The organism is Pseudovibrio exalbescens DSM 16456 (genome assembly GCF_000422785.1).
Taxonomy (GTDB): domain Bacteria; phylum Pseudomonadota; class Alphaproteobacteria; order Rhizobiales; family Stappiaceae; genus Pseudovibrio; species Pseudovibrio exalbescens.
Genome location: NZ_AUGS01000009.1, coordinates 58,368 through 74,979 on the forward strand (window position 1 = coordinate 58,368; position 16,612 = coordinate 74,979).

The window sequence follows — 16,612 nt, forward strand, 5'->3', positions numbered from 1 at the left end:
GCTGAGTAAGCGGCCACTGGCGATGGGGGGATGGTTTGAGCACACATTACAAAAAGGCGCTCGACAGTCTGGACAAGTGCCAGACAAGCCTGTTCAAAGCCAAGTACTTTGAAGACATCCGGACAAACCTCACGCACTTCAAGAAGCGCTATGACACCAACGCCGGCGAGTTGATGAGGCTGCGTGAAGCCGTGCCACACTTTCTCTCTCTGCCGAACTTGACGGAACACAGGATTTGCGAGTGCCTTGAGAACGATACCATGGAGGTTGGGTCCTACCCCCAACGCAGCCACCTGTTCTCAACTCTCATGCTGGTTCGCTGCACCCACTGCGGATGTGCATACGTGCCCAGAACCACCTTCAATCTGGATGACTATTACAAGGCCCAGTATGCCCATGACGTGCAGCAATTCCGCACCTCCGGGAAGGCCTTCTTCTCACCAGACAACGACTTTCTTTCCAGCAAGACCTATGCGCGAATGCAAGACCGCGCGCGCTTGATCTTGTCGCTGGCTGGCGACAGCCCGGAAAGGTCCATTCTCGATTTCGGCTGCGGCGTCGGCATCTTGCTCAACGAGTCCGTCTCTCACTCAAAACATGCCGTTGAGAGCGATGCCTATTCAATCAAGATTCTTAAAAACGAACTCGGCGTCAATGTCACGACCCTTGACCAACCAGAGTTGCAGGTTGATGCGATTTGCGCCAGTCACGTTCTTGAGCATCTGGCCGCTGAAACCTTGAGGGAAACGCTCGCGGCATTCCACCGGGTGCTCACTGCTGAAGGAAAACTGGTTGTCTTCGTGCCCGACGGCGCCAACCACATCAACCGGCTGAAAGCAGGTAGCCGGGATGGAATATTATTTGAGCCACATACCCTCCATTTTTCGCTGAAAAGCCTGCTGGATATCATGGCACAGACCAAGTTCCGCGTAACCCACGTGTCCACGCCGGACAGCGTACTCTCGAACCCTCACCTCTATCCGGAGGAGCTGCTGGCGCAATACACGCGCATTCCAACCAACGATCTGGCAATTGTCGCGGAACGCATCAACTAGGCCCAGATGGTCATGCGCAAACCGCGCCCGTCGCGCCGGAAGTCGTGCGGGAACGGCTCAGCTTCGCCGTGGTAGAGCCTTTCAGCGATGATCGCATTCACACAGGCATCAAGCACATCATCTCGGCCAGTGCCCTTTGGAGGCGCTTGATCCAAAAAACTGCGCGGGAATCCGAACCGTTCAAGCAAGTCACGTCGCATATCAAGGCCTGCGCCATAGGGTTTTCCCTTCACCTTTTTCGGCAGCGGAATGGGAGTTTTTCCATTCAGTCGCCAGAACGCCATCTCCGGATGCACTTCGAAGATAGTCTCTTCCAGGTCAGGGTGCATAACTTCATCCAGCTCACGGATTTTTGGAAACAGATTGAAGGCTTGTTTGGAGACCTTTCGGGGAGGAGAGGACGTTGCCAGCGCAGCTTCGCAGGCGGCACCATATTCCTCACAGTACACAGCTGCCCGAGATGGAATTGAGAACACGGTGGACTGGCGCATACCCAAGTGGGGGCGCACGGCTTGCTCGGCTCCACGACCGCCTGTCCCTATCAGATCCGGCAGGCCGATGGGCATGTCCACCGCTATTTTGGTCGGCGCTGGATCCAAACGCAGAATATCCGCAAATCTTTCAAAAACGCGCAAATCGAACGCAGGTGTGCCCGTCACCTGTCGCAGCACAACCAACCACCCGCTGCGGCACCCATCAACGCCAGCAACGACCACCGGTTTTGTGTCAAGCACGCGCAGGCGCCTCCATGATGCGGCGGGCATTGATCAAGGCCATTGGTTGCAAAAGCACCGCCTGGTTTTGGGGGATAAGAAGTTCATCTCCCTGCATTTTCACCGAGCGCGCCACCAGTTCAAACACCGAAGCGGTTGCCTTTTTCACAGCAGAGACCGGATCCATCCCCTCCAGCAGGCGGGCATAAAACAATGCAGCCAAAACCCCGCCGGCCCCTTCTGGGGCGTTGGCAACTTGGGCGTGCTCCACAATGGTCGCCTGCCCCGGTTCAACAAGAATGTTCGCGGTGCAATTGCGCCTCAGCGCCGGAGCCGACGTTATTACCGTCAGGGCGCTGCCCAAACAACGCGCCGCGGCGACGGCATCCTGCTCCATGTCGGTCGAGAAACCGCTGAGCTGAGCTAACTCAGCGCTGTTCAGGAACATGCAGTCTGCAAGGGGGACAAGTGTTTGTGTCAGCATTTCAAAAAAAGCCAGATCAGAGCTCTGCCGCCCAACACGAGCCCCTGAGGCGCACACGAACTTGGCCTCTGTCCGCTTTTCTTTCACCGCACGCACCAACCGAGCCACCTCAGCCCCCTGCGCCGCATTGGCAAGTTGAGCGGACAAGACCCCACGCACCTCGCTCAGCCATGGAGCTGCTATCAAACTGTCAATAAGCGCCTTAAAATCAGCATATTGCACGGCGACTTCTGGGCAGGAACCAAATGCCTCACTCCAAGGAACCAGTGCAGTAGGCACATGCCATACCTGAAAGCCCAATCGCTGCAGCACAAAAGCGGCTGTCCCGGCACCGCCACAGCGCACGCTTTGCGCACCAATCAGCAAAACAACCCCCGAGGCGGTGTCCGCACTCGGGGGTGGCGTAGCTGGCTTGTTCTTCACAAAACGTTCAAGCGACATCAGAGGATAACTCGTCATCAGAGGCGGAGGCTTCACCGGTGCCGAACCGCTTTTCAATGTAGTCAAGGACCATATCCTTGAACTCATTTGCGATATTCGGCCCGCGCAACGTCACAGCCTTTTTGCCATCAATAAACACGGGCGCAGCAGGTTCTTCCCCTGTGCCCGGCAGTGAAATGCCAATATCAGCGTGCTTGGATTCGCCCGGTCCATTCACGATGCAACCCATCACGGCCACATTCAGGCCTTCCACACCGGGGTATTTTTCCCGCCAAATCGGCATGTTGTCCCGGATATGCCCCTGAATGTCCTGCGCCAGTTCCTGAAACACGGTTGACGTTGTCCGCCCACATCCAGGACAGGCGGCCACCACCGGCACGAAACTCCGGAAGCCCATGACCTGAAGAAGCTCCTGAGAAACCTGAACTTCGCGGCTCCGGTCTCCGCCGGGCTCCGGTGTCAGCGATACACGTACCGTGTCACCAATCCCCTGTTGCAACAAAACGCCCATGGACGCCGCAGAGGCCACAATCCCCTTCGTCCCCATCCCGGCTTCCGTCAGGCCCAGATGCAGAGCGTAATCGCAGCGCTGCGCCAAATCGGTGTAAACAGCGATCAGATCCTGAACTTGGGATACCTTGGCCGACAGGATGATCTTGTCCCGCCCCAATCCCAGCTCTTCAGCCCGCTGCGCTGACAGCAAGCCGGATTGGCAGATCGCTTCGCGCATCACCTGTTCGGCCGTCAGCGGCGAGCCATTTTCCTGGTTCTCATCCATCAGATGGGTGAGCAACTCCTGATCCAGCGAGCCCCAATTGACGCCGATACGAACCGGCTTGTCATACTCCAGCGCCATCTCGATGATCTGGGAAAACTGCTTGTCCCGCTTGGCCTTGAAGCCAACATTGCCCGGATTGATCCGGTACTTGTCCAACGCCTCAGCGCAGCCGGGGTGGTCCGTCAACAACTTGTGACCGTTGTAGTGAAAGTCACCAATCAGCGGCACATTGATGCCGATGCGCTCGAGGCGTTCCTTGATGCGCGGCACGGCAGCGGCGGCTTCATCACGGTCCACAGTAATGCGCACGAGTTCCGATCCGGCGCGGGCAAGGGCAGCAACCTGCGCCACCGTTGAATCTGCGTCCGCCGTATCCGTATTGGTCATGGATTGGACAACGATTGGCGCGTCCCCCCCAACCGTTACGCCGCCGACGTTGACCCCGACGGATTTGCGTCTTGGAAATGGTTTGGAAAAGTAATCCCCGGCAGACTTGGTCATGTTCGGTCCATTGGCAGTGCAATTTGTTAACACAGGGAGTGCCGTATCAGCACGGACCTGTCAATAGATCCGGCGGATCTCTCCCTGAGAGCTACTCGGGATACTACTTAATACCTTTTGCGCTTCAACCAATCCCTCACACCCAAATATCGCTTGAAAACGGAGGCGACCGTCCGATAAAGCCACTGAGGCTCGCGTGCGCGAAGAGCCACAACCTTCCGTCGTCGCAGGATCTCACGATATCGGTGTTTGTTGTCCAACACCGTGCGAGCGCGATCTACCCACGCAGCCAGCTCCGCCTCTATAGCCATCTGAACGTCCGGTCGGGTGTTGCCGCTCAAGCCAGACAGACCGGTTAAACGCCCCTTGGAAAAGCCGTTATCCCCATGAACGCGATAGTAGCCCAAGGGCTGCTGTATCCAGAGCGTGCCCCCCAACATGTGCGCTGCCTGAACCAGAAAGGCATCAGCGCAGATGGGTATGCTTTCAGGATGATCCGGTACACACGCCTCTACCGCCGCCCGCCTGAACACCATGCCAGATGTTGCAGACCATATCCAACCGGGTTCCACATCAACAATCAACTGCCCGTCCAAATCGAACGGGTAGTCGAAGCGTTCCAACAAACTCCCGCGATTGAAAAGAACAGCAACGTCCAGAGTGCGTGCGGCAATCCGGCGAACATTACGGGCGGACCGAAACGCGCCCTGAACCTGTTTGTTCCCATCGGTTATGAACATGTTGGAAGACGTAACTGCAACCGGCTGCACGATGTTCAGATGCATCGCCACATGGCACAAAAGATAATCTTCCCGCCAGAAATCATCAGCATCCATGAAGGCGACAAAGTCACCGTCATCAGTTTGCGCCAGACCGTGCAACATGGCCGCCATCTGTCCGCTGTTTTCTGATGTTTGTGTGAAACTGAAGCGCTCATCATCCAGAGCTTCGAGCAATTGGACGATGGTCTCTGCCGATCCATCGGCAGAATTGTCATCAACCACGACACATTTGAAATACGGATAGCTCTGATTTTTGATTGAGTGAAGCGCGTCTGCGATGAAATCGCTCTGGCGATAATTTCCCAGCACCACAAGCACGGTTGGCAGTACCGGCTGCGCGAAGTCCGAATCCATGTCAAGTTTCCGATTGTTGCTTTAGCCTTGCGTAGCTAATGCCATTTCGGCGCGCAAACGTCCATCAAAGTACTGGACAGTTTTCGCGAGGCCTTGTTGCAGGGACACCTCGGGCTGCCACCCCAAAAGGGCACGTGCGCGGGAAATATCCGGTCGCCGACGTTGTGGATCGTCTTGCGGTAACGGCTCATGCAGCAAACGCCCCCGCGATGGCACAAGCTCGAGAACAAGCTCCGCCAACTCCAACATCGTGAATTCCGCAGGATTTCCAAGATTTACGGGCCCGTTCGGCGCGTCTGCAACCTGCATCAACGCACGCAGGCCAGCAATCATGTCATCGACGAAGCAAAAGGAACGCGTCTGCAAGCCGTTGCCGTAAACGGTCAAATCCTGTCCACGCAACGCCTGCACGATGAAATTTGACACAACCCGACCATCATTGGGATCCATGTGAGGGCCATATGTATTGAAAATGCGCGCAATACGCACATCGACGCCGAACTGCCGCGCATACTCCACACACAATGCTTCGGCAACCCGCTTTCCCTCATCATAGCAAGCTCTTATGCCGACCGGGTTGACATAACCCCAATAACTCTCGGGCTGCGGATGCACCTGCGGATCTCCATAGACTTCCGAGGTGGATGCCTGCACGTAGCGTGCGTTTTCACGAACAGCCAGGTCCAGCAAATGCCTGGTGCCGTTAAAGCATGTATTCAACGTGAAAATGGGATCACGCTGATAATGGGGCGGCGAAGCAGGGCACGCGAGATTATAAACCTCATCCACCTCTCCAAGATCCAACGCAACCACACTTTCTGTAATGTCGTGGCTGCGCAAGGTGAAAGCCGGGTGTTGCATCAACTCCTGCAGATTGCCGGGCGCACAACTGTAATAGTTCTCCAGCACCGTCACACGGTACCCATCCTGAAGGAGGCGTCGCGTGAGATTGGTGCCAATGAAGCCGCCGCCACCAGCAATCACAACATGCCGCGGCGTGGGTGCAGCACGCCAAACGGGCTTCAGACGATCTTCTTTTTCCATAGAGCCCCGGTTCAGGATGATTCGATTAAATTGCGTCTTAACAGATAATCATACCCATAATCGACTGTTTATTGGCCTCATCAAATATTGCCCCCGACGTTATGTGCATTGCAGCACCCGCCTTGATCCTTACAAATTGTATACGTGTAAATGCTTGCATGATCGCACGCACACGTATGGGAGGGTAACAACGTGACGTTAGCTGGAAAAACCGCGGTAATTACAGGATCGACATCCGGTATCGGACTGGCCTATGCGAAAGCACTGGCCGCAGAAGGTGCCAACATTGTCATCAATGGCTTTGGTGCCGCCGACGCAATCGAGGCTGAACGCGCTGGAATCGAAAGCACGTATGATGTGAAATGCATCTATCATGGTGCCGACATGACCAAGCCGGCGGAGATTGCTGACATGATTGGCACTGCCGTCACCAGTTTCGGGTCAGTGGATGTGCTCATCAACAATGCAGGCATTCAACACGTGGAGGCCATTGAAAACTTCCCGATTGAAAAATGGGATGCCATCATCGCAATCAATCTGTCCTCGGCATTTCACAGCATCCGCGCGGCCCTGCCCCACATGAAAAGAACCGGATGGGGACGCATCATCAATACCGCGTCCGCCCATGCATTGGTCGCCTCCCCGTTCAAGGTCGCCTATGTCGCCGCAAAGCATGGAATTGCCGGTTTGACAAAAACCGTTGCACTGGAAACGGCGGAAGACAAGATCACCGTCAATGCCATTTGCCCCGGATATGTCTGGACACCCCTGGTGGAAAAGCAGATCCCGGACACCATGCAAGCCCGCAACATGACCGAGGAACAGGTCAAGAAGGACGTGCTACTGGCAGCCCAGCCTACCAAGGAGTTTGTCACGGTCGATCAGGTCGCCGCAATCGCCGTCTTCCTGTGCTCTGATGCCGCCGCATCCATCACCGGATCGCTATTGCCCGTTGATGGTGGCTGGACTGCACAGTAATCCCCCCACCAACGGGAAAAGGAGCCAATCCCATGGCCAGCCGGAAGCGGAAACAGATCAGTCTGGCATTACAGGGAGGCGGTGCCCACGGAGCCTTCACCTGGGGTGTTCTGGATTGGCTTCTTGAAAACGAGGATCTTGAGATCGAAGCCATCTCTGGCACCAGCGCTGGCGCAATCAATGCCGTAGCGCTGGCAGATGGTCTAACAAAGGCTGGCGAAGAAGGCGGACGTCATGCCTTGCGCCAGTTCTGGCAGTCGGTCAGCGAAGCGGGCCAATACAGCCCGTTCCAGCGCAGTCCAATTGATGTTTTCTTTGGCAACTGGAGTCTGGACAACTCGCCTAATTATCTGGCTTGGGACCTCGTCTCCCGTGTTGCGTCTCCCTATCAACTCAACCCCTTGAACTATAACCCCCTCAAGGAGCTTCTGGACAAGCAGATCGACTTCGAGCGCGTGCGCAACTGCGATCAACTGAAGGTCTTCGTTGCCGCCACAAACGTGAAGACGGGGAAGATCAAGGTTTTTTCCGACGGAGAACTGACAGCTGACGCCGTTCTGGCCTCTACCTGTCTGCCCAACGTCTATCAGGCCGTTGAAATCGACGGAGAGTACTATTGGGACGGCGGCTTCATGGGCAACCCTCCTCTGTTTCCTCTATTCGATGTCCGGCCGGTCACAGATGTCCTTCTGATTCAGGTCAACCCCGTTGTGCGCGAAGAGATTCCAAAAACCGCTCAGGAAATCGCGGAGCGCATGAATGAAATAACATTCAACTCTACGCTGCTGCGCGAACTGCGCGCCATCGAGTTTGTGTCCCGGTTGCTGGAACAGGGAAAGCTTGATTCGAATCACTACACCCGTGTGCTCATGCATCGCATCGAAGCAACCCAGGATCTGGTCCCATTCGGATCGTCTTCCAAGCTCAATCCACAGTGGGAATTTGTGGAGTTGCTGTTTGAAATAGGCCGAGAGGCGGCCGAAAAATGGTGCGAAAGCAACTACGCTCATCTGGGAGAACGCAGCACCTTGGACCTGAAGAAGGAATTTTCTTAAGGGTTGCTTAACCCCCTTTTGCAAGGTGCAAGGCAGCATTTCTTAACACCCGCCTAACTCACGGCGGATCTTGTGGTCACGCCGATTGCCGGGGCTATATGTGCTCCTCACAGATTTCCAGTACCAAACCTTCGTTCCAACTCAGGAAAATGAAAACCTCTACGCAGTACCGTATCTCCTCGCTTCACCGTTGTCGGGCTACCTGATGGCACCGTTTGGGGAAACTTTGCCAATCCCCAAATGATGCGCTTTGCCAACCATTTGGAAACACTTTTTGAGTATCAAGGTGATGCTGATCTTAGGTATTGCGTAATCAGCACTTAGGTGGAAGTCACAAGCACTCGCGACCCAGTTTGTGACTTCCACCTGAAGCCCTCCTGTTTGAAAACTTCCTCCCCATTCCAGATGTTGGCCCGAGTAATCGATTGCTGCAATAAACAGCGTTGTCCAGAGCCCTACCGGTCACCCTTTCAATTGCCATGCAAGGGGTCAGACATGTACTCTAAAAGCTCATTGGGGTGCGCCCCACAGCGATAAAGGCGATGCCATGAAATCTGTTGCCTGTGCCACCTTGTTCTTCTTGTGCGAGCCATCCGCAGCCACGCTTGTGGAAACGCAGATTGAGGCCGTGGACCGGCTGCTTGAAACCGGGAAATGCATCGAATGCCAACTCAAACTGGCAGACCTGCGGGGGCTGAATCTCGAGAATGCAGATTTTCAGAGAGCCGTGCTTCGCGACGCTGATATGAAGAATGTGATTTTGCCAAGCGCAAATTTTGCCGCTGCGGATCTTCGCCGAACCGAGCTGGAGCGCACGGCAATGACCAGTGCGGTATTTCGCGACGCACAGATGCGTGGTGTAGACATGGAAAAATCGCTCCTGACAAATGGCGATTTCACCAATGCGGACATGCGGGACGCCGATCTCAATTCCACTACAGCGGACGGCTCCACATTCCGAAATGCAGATCTGCGTGAGGCCATGTTCATAAGAGCATCGCTGCGCGATACCATCTTCGTTGATGTCATGGCTCGTAAGGTCAAGTTCCAACGCGCGGACATTACAGGGGCGAATTTTACCGGTGCACGTCTAACGAATTCCGACATGGATCGCGTTCAAGCCACTGGAGCAAACTTCGCCAACGCAGAAATGCAAAATGTCAGCTTCGCGAGTGCCAACCTCACCCACGTGAACTTTTCCGGGGCAGATTTGAGCGGAGCCTTTTTCCGGCGCAGCCGTCTGGTAGGCGCAAACTTCACCAATGCGCGCGGCTTGGACAATGCAACATTTCTCGGCGCATGCGGTGATCACACCACGATCATTCCGGAAGGATTTGACATCAAGCCCTGCTCAGACCTGAACGAGGCAAAGCAGGGCTCACACCAGTGAATTGGATGCAGCAGCGACGAAATCAGTCGAACAGATTGAAATCGTAGCGATAGGTGGCCCCAATCGCAACAGTGAACTGATCGTCATCAAGGCTGATGGGGCTATCCGCCGCGTCACCAATCAGGCGATCCCAGCCACCCTGCAGATGCAAGGACACGTCATCGGTCGCAGCAAAGCTTGCGCGAGCAATGGCCCCCACGCTTTTGAAGCCACCATCTGCGCTGTAAGCACCCACAGCCGACCCGGCAGGAGATCCGAAATAGGTTTCCATGTAATCGGAGTCGGCAAAATCCACACGCGGTCCGATGGCTATTTTCAGACGATCCAGCGGCTGAAACAGAACATCAATACCCGCGCGCCCGACAATGCCGGTGTGGCCGTTAAAGCCATGGCGCACTTCCGCGAATGCTCGGAACCAGTCATATTGATAGCCACCGCCCAGACCAACTTCCCCCGCCCACTCGACTTTTTGGGTGCCCGCCAGCTTTGGATCATCGGTAGGCTTGCGCTCACCAACATAGCTGAAAGAAGGGTAGAAAAAGATGCCCTGACTCTCTCCGTCTTTCACCTGTCCAAAGCCAGGCAGATAGAAACGACTGAACGCAATCAACGGCAATGGATAGACAATATAGTCATCAGATCCATCGTATTTCGGTGTCACAACACCGGCCAAGCCCACGTCAACGACGAATTGCTTGCGCGCTTCAGTTGGTGTCAGATCACCGACCAGAATGTCATCTGCGGCAAAACCGGGCGCAATACCTCCAACAAGCAGAGCGGAGCATACTGCGGCCTTGGCAAAAAGCTTCATTTCCTATCCCACCTAGAAAAATCGTTTGGTCCAATGTATCCGAAAAACACCATGCTGATTTGTAAAAAGTATAATGCACGCGCAATTGTTGCGAAATTGCACAAATTTCGTGGATTAACCCACAATTACTCCGGCTAACAAGTGGCATTGAAGGTCATCATGCAGCATATCGGCGCCAGATACACAACGGCGGGCTTTGAAGAAGCCCTGCCTAGCTGGCTCTGATTCTCCAGAGGGTCGAGAAATCAGGTTGGTCAAGTCATTCACCAAAGTCCACACATGCACGTAGAATATCTATAGCATTCCTTTAGGTGAGCGCTTATTTAAACAGAACCGCAGAAGGGGCGCAGATCCCTCTGTACATCACTCAAGCAAGACATCGAGCGCAGCATGTTTTTGAGCATATTTGAAATCTTCAAGGTTGGCGTCGGCCCTTCCTCCTCTCACACCATGGGCCCCATGTCTGCCGCCGCCCGTTTTCTGGAGGCGCTGCGCGATGGCTCGCGCAAATGGCCCGGCGCTGGCGCACCAGCACGAGTGCGCTGTACGTTGCATGGGTCCTTGGCATGGACAGGCAAAGGCCACGCCACAGACCGCGCCGTGGTACTGGGCTTGGGCGGCTGCACACCTGATACGCTCGACCCGGCCGAAACCGATCGTATTGAAAACAAGATCAGTGAAACCCGGCAGATCACACCCGTTGGCCTCCCGGCTCTGGCGTTCGATCCGGCACAAGACATTGTATTCGATTTCGACACCAATTTGCCCGGTCATGCCAATGGCATGGCACTGGAAGCATATGATGCCAACGGCACCCTGCATTTTCGCGAAGTCTATTATTCGATCGGCGGCGGTTTTGTTCTGACCGAAGAAGAACTGGAAGCCATGAAAAGCGGCAAGGCGCCGCTGGCGCCGGGTAACGACAACAAGCCCGAACCGCCCTATCCGTTTGGCTCTGCCCAAGAAATGCTGAAGATGGGTCGGGACTCCGGCAAGACAATTGCCGAAATGAAACTGGCCAACGAACTGACCTGCAAGCCGGCAGAAGAGATCGAAAAGCAAATCTGGCGTATTTGGTCGGTAATGAATGCCTGCATTGAACGCGGCCTGGACACCACCGGCATACTTCCAGGTGGGTTGAAGGTGAAGCGACGCGCAGCAGCCATTTACACAAAGCTGCAGGAAGAGCGCGGCCTGAACACAAGCATGCCCCACGTGGCCAATGACTGGCTCTCCGTTTACGCCATGGCGGTAAATGAGGAAAACGCTGCGGGTGGCCAAGTGGTAACGGCACCTACGAACGGCGCAGCGGGAGTGATTCCGGCAACCATCAAGTATTACCGAGACCACTGCCCCGGCAGCACGGACGATGGCATACGCACATTCTTGCTCACAGCGGCAGCGGTTGGTGGCTTGATCAAGCACAACGCCTCAATCTCTGGCGCAGAAGTCGGGTGTCAGGGCGAAGTGGGCTCCGCAGCTGCCATGGCCGCTGCGGGTTTGTGCGCTGCTTTGGGCGGCACCAATGAGCAAATAGAAAACGCTGCCGAGATTGCGCTTGAGCACCACCTTGGCATGACATGCGACCCCGCCAAGGGATTGGTGCAGGTTCCTTGCATTGAGCGCAACGGGTTGGGCGCGATCAAGGCAGTTTCCGCAGCCTCTTTGGCCCTTCATGGCGACGGTTCTCACTTCATGCCGCTCGACAACTGTATTGAAGCCATGCGCCAAACGGGCGAAGAAATGAATGACAAATACAAGGAAACCAGTTTGGGCGGTCTGGCGGTAAACCTGCCAGAGTGCTGATACCGTGTGCGGGGGCTTTACAGCTTGCGGCCCTTCATCATTTCCCGCTTGTTGCCAAAGCCCTTGCAACGCTCCACTTCAAATCCGGCCGCCTGCAGGTTTCGACGTACCCAACCTGCGGCGGTATAGGTGGCAAACGTTCCACTGGGGACCGTATGGTCATGCACGGCCTGCATAAGGGGCTGCCCCCACAGCTCCGGGTTCTTTGCGGGATTGAAGCCATCCAGATACCAGGCCTGAGCCGGGGTTGGCAGACTGGAAACAAGCGCTGCGGCGTCACCAACCCCTAGATACAAGGTGGCGTCCGGCACGTCTCGCCGTTGCCATCCAGCTTGAAATTCTCCCTGAACAGAAAGCTCATCAAGAAGGGCGGTCAGATCCGGCCATGGTGACAATGTGCGCGCCATCGCATCCCAGGTCATGGGATATCGCTCGAAAGACTGAAAGATCAGATGAGGACGCGAAGTCCGCTCTATCAAGCGTACTTGTCTGAGTGTTTCAAAGAAGTTCAGGCCACTGCCAAACCCCAGCTCAGCCACGACAACATCCTGCGCCCCGCGCCACCGCGCTGGCAGATCGTTTCCCTTAATAAATACATAGTCCGTTTCCTCGCGCCCCCCGGCCTTGGAAAAGTAGGTATCATCAAACTGCGGGGAGTACGGCACATGGGCGTCCCGCCATTCCAATTGGGCTTTATCTGTCATATGAACGGCCAGATCTTACTGTGTAACTGAAATCCTTGTTAAAGCGGGGCAGATTGAAATGAAAGCCTTTGATATCGCAATTGTCGGCGCTGGCATTTTCGGACTATCGGTAGCCAAAGCCGCCCATGATCGGGGCATGCGGGTGGCCTTGATCGAAAAAGACACGGTTGCCAACGGTGCCAGCAAAGGCCTGCTCGGCGCACTGATGCCGCACATCCCGAGCCAATGGAACGACAAGAAACAATTTCAGTTTGATGCGCTGCGCACGCTGTCCGAGGAAATTGCTGCGCTTGAAGAGGCCACTGGCGTGTCAACGGGCTATCGACGGGTGGGGCGGCTGATGCCGCTTTACACCCAAGACAAGCTCGATCATGCACTGCACCGCCAAGATGAGAGCCAGACCCGCTGGCGCACAGCCGAAACAGGCTTCAGCTTCAATGTCGTTAAAGAAACACCTTTCAAGGACTGGCCGGCAGCAAACACGGCTCCGTTGGGATACATCTGGGACACCCTCGCCGCTCGCGCGAATCCTCGCCTGGTATCAGCTGCGCTCAAGGCCTATCTGGAACCTCGGATCACCCTACTTGAGCACACCAAGTTCGACCGCTTTGATGAAGACGCCGGACTCGTCCATCTGGGTGACGGTTCAACGCTGATGGCCGAAAATCTCGTTTTGTCGGCTGGCTACGAGGGCTTCGATCTCATAAAGGACCTCACCAACCAATCCATCGGCAGCGGGGTGAAGGGGCAATCGCTTGCCCTGAAGCTGGAGCTCCCGGTCGAGCTACCTGTCATCTATGATGAGGGCATATATGTCATTGCCCACGAAAACGGGACAGTAGCCGTAGGATCAACCTCTGAGCGTGACTGGTCACACAAGGAAACAGAGGAACCCACCCTTCAAGCCATGCTGGACAAGGCGATTCAGTTTTGCCCGGTACTGGAAGGGGCGCCCATCATCGACCGCTGGGCCGGCATTCGCCCCAAATGCCGAAAGCGCGACCCCCTTGTGGGTCTGATTCCCGGTCATAAGCGTCTTTGGGTGGCAACCGGGGGCTTCAAGATCTCCTATGGAATCGCACACCGCATTGCACAAGCGCTGATGAACCAAATCGACGCTACGTCAGGTACGCAAATCCACCTGCCCGAGACCTTCACCTGTGCATATCATTTCGCTTGAGCTATGCACTAATGTTCATGGCAGCCATGCGATAAATTAGATGCACGGCTAAGTATCGCAGAATTCCGCCATTTTCGGCATATTTTGCGCTGCGATATACCACATCACGCCTCTAGAAATCGTAGGGAGTTTGGACTATGTACAGATCAGTCGCCAAGCACACACAAGCACAAAGGAGATCAAGAAATGAAAACTACTCGTTGGCTTCAGATCGTTGTTCCAGCAATCGCAGCGATTGCTCTCCCCCTTCTGGCAAGCAATGCCGACATCAACGGCACCAAGGAAGTAGCGCAGCAGGAAAAATCCATTCATTGGTTTGATAGTCTTCGCGCTGACGCTTGGGAAGCTGCCCCAAAGGCAATGGATGTACAGCAGGCAACTGCCAAGAAGGAAAAAGAAACTGCAAAGTGGTATGACTCTCTGCGTTCCGACGCTTGGGAAGCTGCACCACATCACGCAAAAATCCAGACTGCTGACAACTATGCAAATGAAGCAACTGTAAACTGGTATGATGCACTGCGCGCCGAAGCATGGCAGATCGTGCAGAACAGCCCAGAAAAGAACAGCTAATTCAGTTCCAGCTGCTCATTGAGGCAGTTTTGCAATCGACCAGACAGATTTTCATTTGCACACAAAAACCAATGACGCCCCAGAATCGCAGAAGCCTCCCAAGCCTGCACGTCATTGGAAATCAAGAAAGACAGACTGCACTGGCCCCATATGTGACAGTCTCTTGCCAAAGCATTGGGCGCGCTCCGCGCCGTCGGAGCGCCCCCAGCTGGCAATAAAGCCCTTTCAAGCGGCTAAAAACACTCGTTTTTTCAACCCAATTTAAAACCAAAAGCATTAGCGTCACTCTTGCGGGTGCGTGCAATCGCAGCTACATCATGGCTACGAGCCGTTATCAAGGCTGAGAGTGGGCGATGGCGGCAATCACTCAACACCTGCCCGGATTATTTGGAGAAGTGGCAATCCATGCTAGCTATTCTTGATGTCGTGATGCTCGTTCTGAACCTGTACACATGGGTTATCATTGCGAGCGCTATTTTCTCTTGGCTGTATGCCTTCAACATCGTGAACCCGAGCAATCAGTTCGTTTCCATGATTGGCCAGGCGCTGTACAGCTTAACGGAGCCGGCTTTACGCCCGATCCGCCGCATCATGCCGAACATGGGCGGACTGGACCTGTCTCCTGTTGTCCTGCTGATCGGTATTTTCTTCATTCAAAACGTGATTGCCCGCTACGTTTACCCAAACGTATTCTAGGATGTCACAATCCAATGGCGTTCCCTGGTCTCGGTGCCAAGGCGGACTGGTTCTCCAGGTCCGCCTGACGCCTAAATCCTTCAAGGATGCTCTTGAAGGCCTTACTCGGCAGGCAGACGGTAAATGCTATCTCGCGGCGCGCGTACGCGCAGTTCCGGAGAAAGGCGCAGCCAACAAGGCGCTCACCAAATTGACCGCCAAGACGCTGGGGCTGCCAAAGTCCGCAATCTCGCTCGAATCAGGCAGCACATCACGCATCAAAACGCTTCGTCTGGAAGGCAATCCCGACGAGATCGAAGCAGCATTGCGGGAACTCTTGAAAAACTGAGGCTTACTCGGCCTCGTCCAACGGACGGGCTTCTTCCGCCAGCATTACCGGAATGCCATCTCGGATCGGATAGGCCAGCTTGGCAGCACGGGAAATCAGCTCCTGCCGTTCAGCATCATACTCCAGCGTGGTCTTAGAAACGGGACACACCAGCAGTTCCAGCAGCCGACGATCAATCTTGTGACTAGATGTATTTGACATGTTTTATCCGGTATAACGCCGCCTATTGGATCGATGGCCCTGCGCCCGGGTTGTCCCGTGCCATTTCCATCTCGGCCAAAGCAATGAGGGTATCGGCACGAACCTTAAGTGATTCGGCCTCTAAAAGGGCTTGTTTTTCCTTGGGTCCGTAGGGGCTCATCATGGAAAGAGCATTGATCAATACTTCAGTGGAAGCTGTATTGACGCTTTCCCAATCCGCTTCCATTTCGTTGGCTTCCAGATACGATTGCAGAGCGCTCAAAACACCATCGCGGTCCACCTCTTCCTCGCCAACCCCGGGGGTCAGATCTTCAACGTAACGGCTGATGTCAATCGCTCCCCGCCGAAACGGCGCGCGATCCTCAACCTCGCCAATCAGATCAAACCGACTGATTCCGGAAAGGGTGACAAGGTAGCGACCATCTCCGCTTTCTTGAAAAGAGGTGATGCGTCCCAAACATCCAACAGACTGAAGCGGCGGCCGCGCGCCAGGCACCTCTTCCTCACCTTCCTTCAAATCTGGCTGTATCATCCCGATCACCCGGTCTGTGCGCATGGCGGCATCCACCATGGCAATATACCTCGGCTCGAAGATATTCAGCGGAATGTGGGACCGCGGCAGCAGCAATGCACCCTCAAGAGGGAAAAGGGGTACTACCTTCGGTACGTCCTCGATTGTCTGGTAGGTTGCATTGCCAACTGTCATCACATCACTTTCCATAGGCTATCTGAACTAGACCA

Annotated in this window: 18 protein-coding genes; 9 read left to right on the plus strand and 9 right to left on the minus strand. The window is 55.0% G+C overall.

Going from position 1 to position 16,612, the window contains the following annotated elements; genetic code table 11:
• Nucleotides 1-35 precede the first annotated feature (35 nt).
• A complete protein-coding gene (locus G512_RS0108500) occupies nt 36-1,055 on the plus strand; it encodes a class I SAM-dependent methyltransferase (RefSeq protein ID WP_028481357.1) in 1,020 nt (339 codons plus the stop codon).
• Here the strand turns inward: G512_RS0108500 and G512_RS0108505 are convergent.
• The 5 genes from G512_RS0108505 to G512_RS0108525 form a co-directional block, all read right to left on the minus strand.
• The gene (locus tag G512_RS0108505) at nt 1,052-1,789 is read right to left on the minus strand and encodes a DUF429 domain-containing protein (RefSeq protein WP_228130491.1); all 738 of its coding nucleotides are present in this window, start codon (nt 1,787-1,789) and stop codon (nt 1,052-1,054) included. The genes G512_RS0108500 and G512_RS0108505 overlap by 4 nt on opposite strands.
• Nucleotides 1,782-2,693: a bifunctional hydroxymethylpyrimidine kinase/phosphomethylpyrimidine kinase gene (locus G512_RS0108510; RefSeq protein ID WP_028481359.1), complete on the minus strand. Its 912-nt coding sequence runs from the start codon at nt 2,691-2,693 to the stop codon at nt 1,782-1,784. The genes G512_RS0108505 and G512_RS0108510 overlap by 8 nt, the downstream gene beginning before the upstream one ends.
• Nucleotides 2,683-3,972 (minus strand): flavodoxin-dependent (E)-4-hydroxy-3-methylbut-2-enyl-diphosphate synthase, encoded by a 1,290-nt coding sequence (gene ispG / locus G512_RS0108515; RefSeq protein ID WP_028481360.1) that lies wholly within the window; start codon nt 3,970-3,972, stop codon nt 2,683-2,685. Before ispG ends, G512_RS0108510 begins: the two co-directional genes overlap by 11 nt.
• Nucleotides 3,973-4,079: 107 nt before the next feature.
• On the minus strand, nt 4,080-5,108 hold the full coding sequence (locus tag G512_RS0108520; protein ID WP_028481361.1) for a glycosyltransferase family 2 protein: 1,029 nt from the start codon (nt 5,106-5,108) through the stop codon (nt 4,080-4,082).
• A gap of 21 nt (nt 5,109-5,129) precedes the next feature.
• Nucleotides 5,130-6,152 carry a UDP-glucuronic acid decarboxylase family protein gene (locus G512_RS0108525; RefSeq protein ID WP_051269138.1) on the minus strand — a complete coding sequence of 341 codons (1,023 nt, stop codon included), beginning with the start codon at nt 6,150-6,152 and terminating at the stop codon, nt 5,130-5,132.
• A 192-nt stretch (nt 6,153-6,344) separates the two neighbouring features.
• Between G512_RS0108525 and G512_RS0108530 the strand changes: the two genes are divergently transcribed.
• The 3 genes from G512_RS0108530 to G512_RS20425 all read left to right on the plus strand — a co-directional run bounded on the left by G512_RS0108530 (nt 6,345) and on the right by G512_RS20425 (nt 9,575).
• Entirely contained in the window at nt 6,345-7,130 is a 786-nt protein-coding gene (locus G512_RS0108530) for a 3-hydroxybutyrate dehydrogenase (RefSeq protein ID WP_028481363.1), read from the plus strand.
• A 32-nt stretch (nt 7,131-7,162) separates the two neighbouring features.
• Nucleotides 7,163-8,185: a patatin-like phospholipase family protein gene (locus G512_RS0108535; RefSeq protein ID WP_028481364.1), complete on the plus strand. Its 1,023-nt coding sequence runs from the start codon at nt 7,163-7,165 to the stop codon at nt 8,183-8,185.
• Between the two features lie 547 nt (nt 8,186-8,732).
• A complete protein-coding gene (locus G512_RS20425; RefSeq protein WP_051269139.1) occupies nt 8,733-9,575 on the plus strand; it encodes a pentapeptide repeat-containing protein in 843 nt (280 codons plus the stop codon).
• Between the two features lie 22 nt (nt 9,576-9,597).
• Here G512_RS20425 and G512_RS0108545 read toward each other — a convergent pair whose 3' ends face one another.
• On the minus strand, nt 9,598-10,386 hold the full coding sequence (locus tag G512_RS0108545; protein WP_028481365.1) for a MipA/OmpV family protein: 789 nt from the start codon (nt 10,384-10,386) through the stop codon (nt 9,598-9,600).
• A gap of 390 nt (nt 10,387-10,776) precedes the next feature.
• Between G512_RS0108545 and G512_RS0108550 the strand changes: the two genes are divergently transcribed.
• Nucleotides 10,777-12,192, plus strand: a complete 1,416-nt coding sequence (locus tag G512_RS0108550; protein WP_028481366.1) for an L-serine ammonia-lyase — start codon at nt 10,777-10,779, stop codon at nt 12,190-12,192.
• 17 nt (nt 12,193-12,209) lie between these two features.
• Here the strand turns inward: G512_RS0108550 and mnmD are convergent, their stop codons facing one another.
• The gene (mnmD, locus tag G512_RS0108555; protein WP_028481367.1) at nt 12,210-12,896 is read right to left on the minus strand and encodes a tRNA (5-methylaminomethyl-2-thiouridine)(34)-methyltransferase MnmD; all 687 of its coding nucleotides are present in this window, start codon (nt 12,894-12,896) and stop codon (nt 12,210-12,212) included.
• A gap of 58 nt (nt 12,897-12,954) precedes the next feature.
• On the opposite strand from mnmD, the gene G512_RS0108560 reads away from it, so the two are divergent.
• From G512_RS0108560 to G512_RS0108580, 4 genes are all read left to right on the plus strand, one after another.
• Nucleotides 12,955-14,076: an NAD(P)/FAD-dependent oxidoreductase gene (locus G512_RS0108560; RefSeq protein ID WP_036489136.1), complete on the plus strand. Its 1,122-nt coding sequence runs from the start codon at nt 12,955-12,957 to the stop codon at nt 14,074-14,076.
• A gap of 186 nt (nt 14,077-14,262) precedes the next feature.
• A complete protein-coding gene (locus G512_RS0108565; RefSeq protein ID WP_028481369.1) occupies nt 14,263-14,646 on the plus strand; it encodes a hypothetical protein in 384 nt (127 codons plus the stop codon).
• A gap of 405 nt (nt 14,647-15,051) precedes the next feature.
• Nucleotides 15,052-15,342, plus strand: a complete 291-nt coding sequence (locus G512_RS0108575) for a YggT family protein (protein ID WP_028481371.1) — start codon at nt 15,052-15,054, stop codon at nt 15,340-15,342.
• A 1-nt stretch (nt 15,343) separates the two neighbouring features.
• Nucleotides 15,344-15,670, plus strand: coding sequence for a DUF167 family protein (locus G512_RS0108580; RefSeq protein WP_036489139.1), 327 nt, complete (start codon nt 15,344-15,346; stop codon nt 15,668-15,670).
• A gap of 3 nt (nt 15,671-15,673) precedes the next feature.
• On the opposite strand, the gene G512_RS0108585 is transcribed toward G512_RS0108580, so the two are convergent.
• Nucleotides 15,674-15,871 (minus strand): Trm112 family protein, encoded by a 198-nt coding sequence (locus G512_RS0108585; RefSeq protein ID WP_028481373.1) that lies wholly within the window; start codon nt 15,869-15,871, stop codon nt 15,674-15,676.
• A gap of 22 nt (nt 15,872-15,893) precedes the next feature.
• Nucleotides 15,894-16,577, minus strand: a complete 684-nt coding sequence (locus G512_RS0108590) for an LON peptidase substrate-binding domain-containing protein (RefSeq protein WP_028481374.1) — start codon at nt 16,575-16,577, stop codon at nt 15,894-15,896.
• Nucleotides 16,578-16,612: the final 35 nt, after the last annotated feature.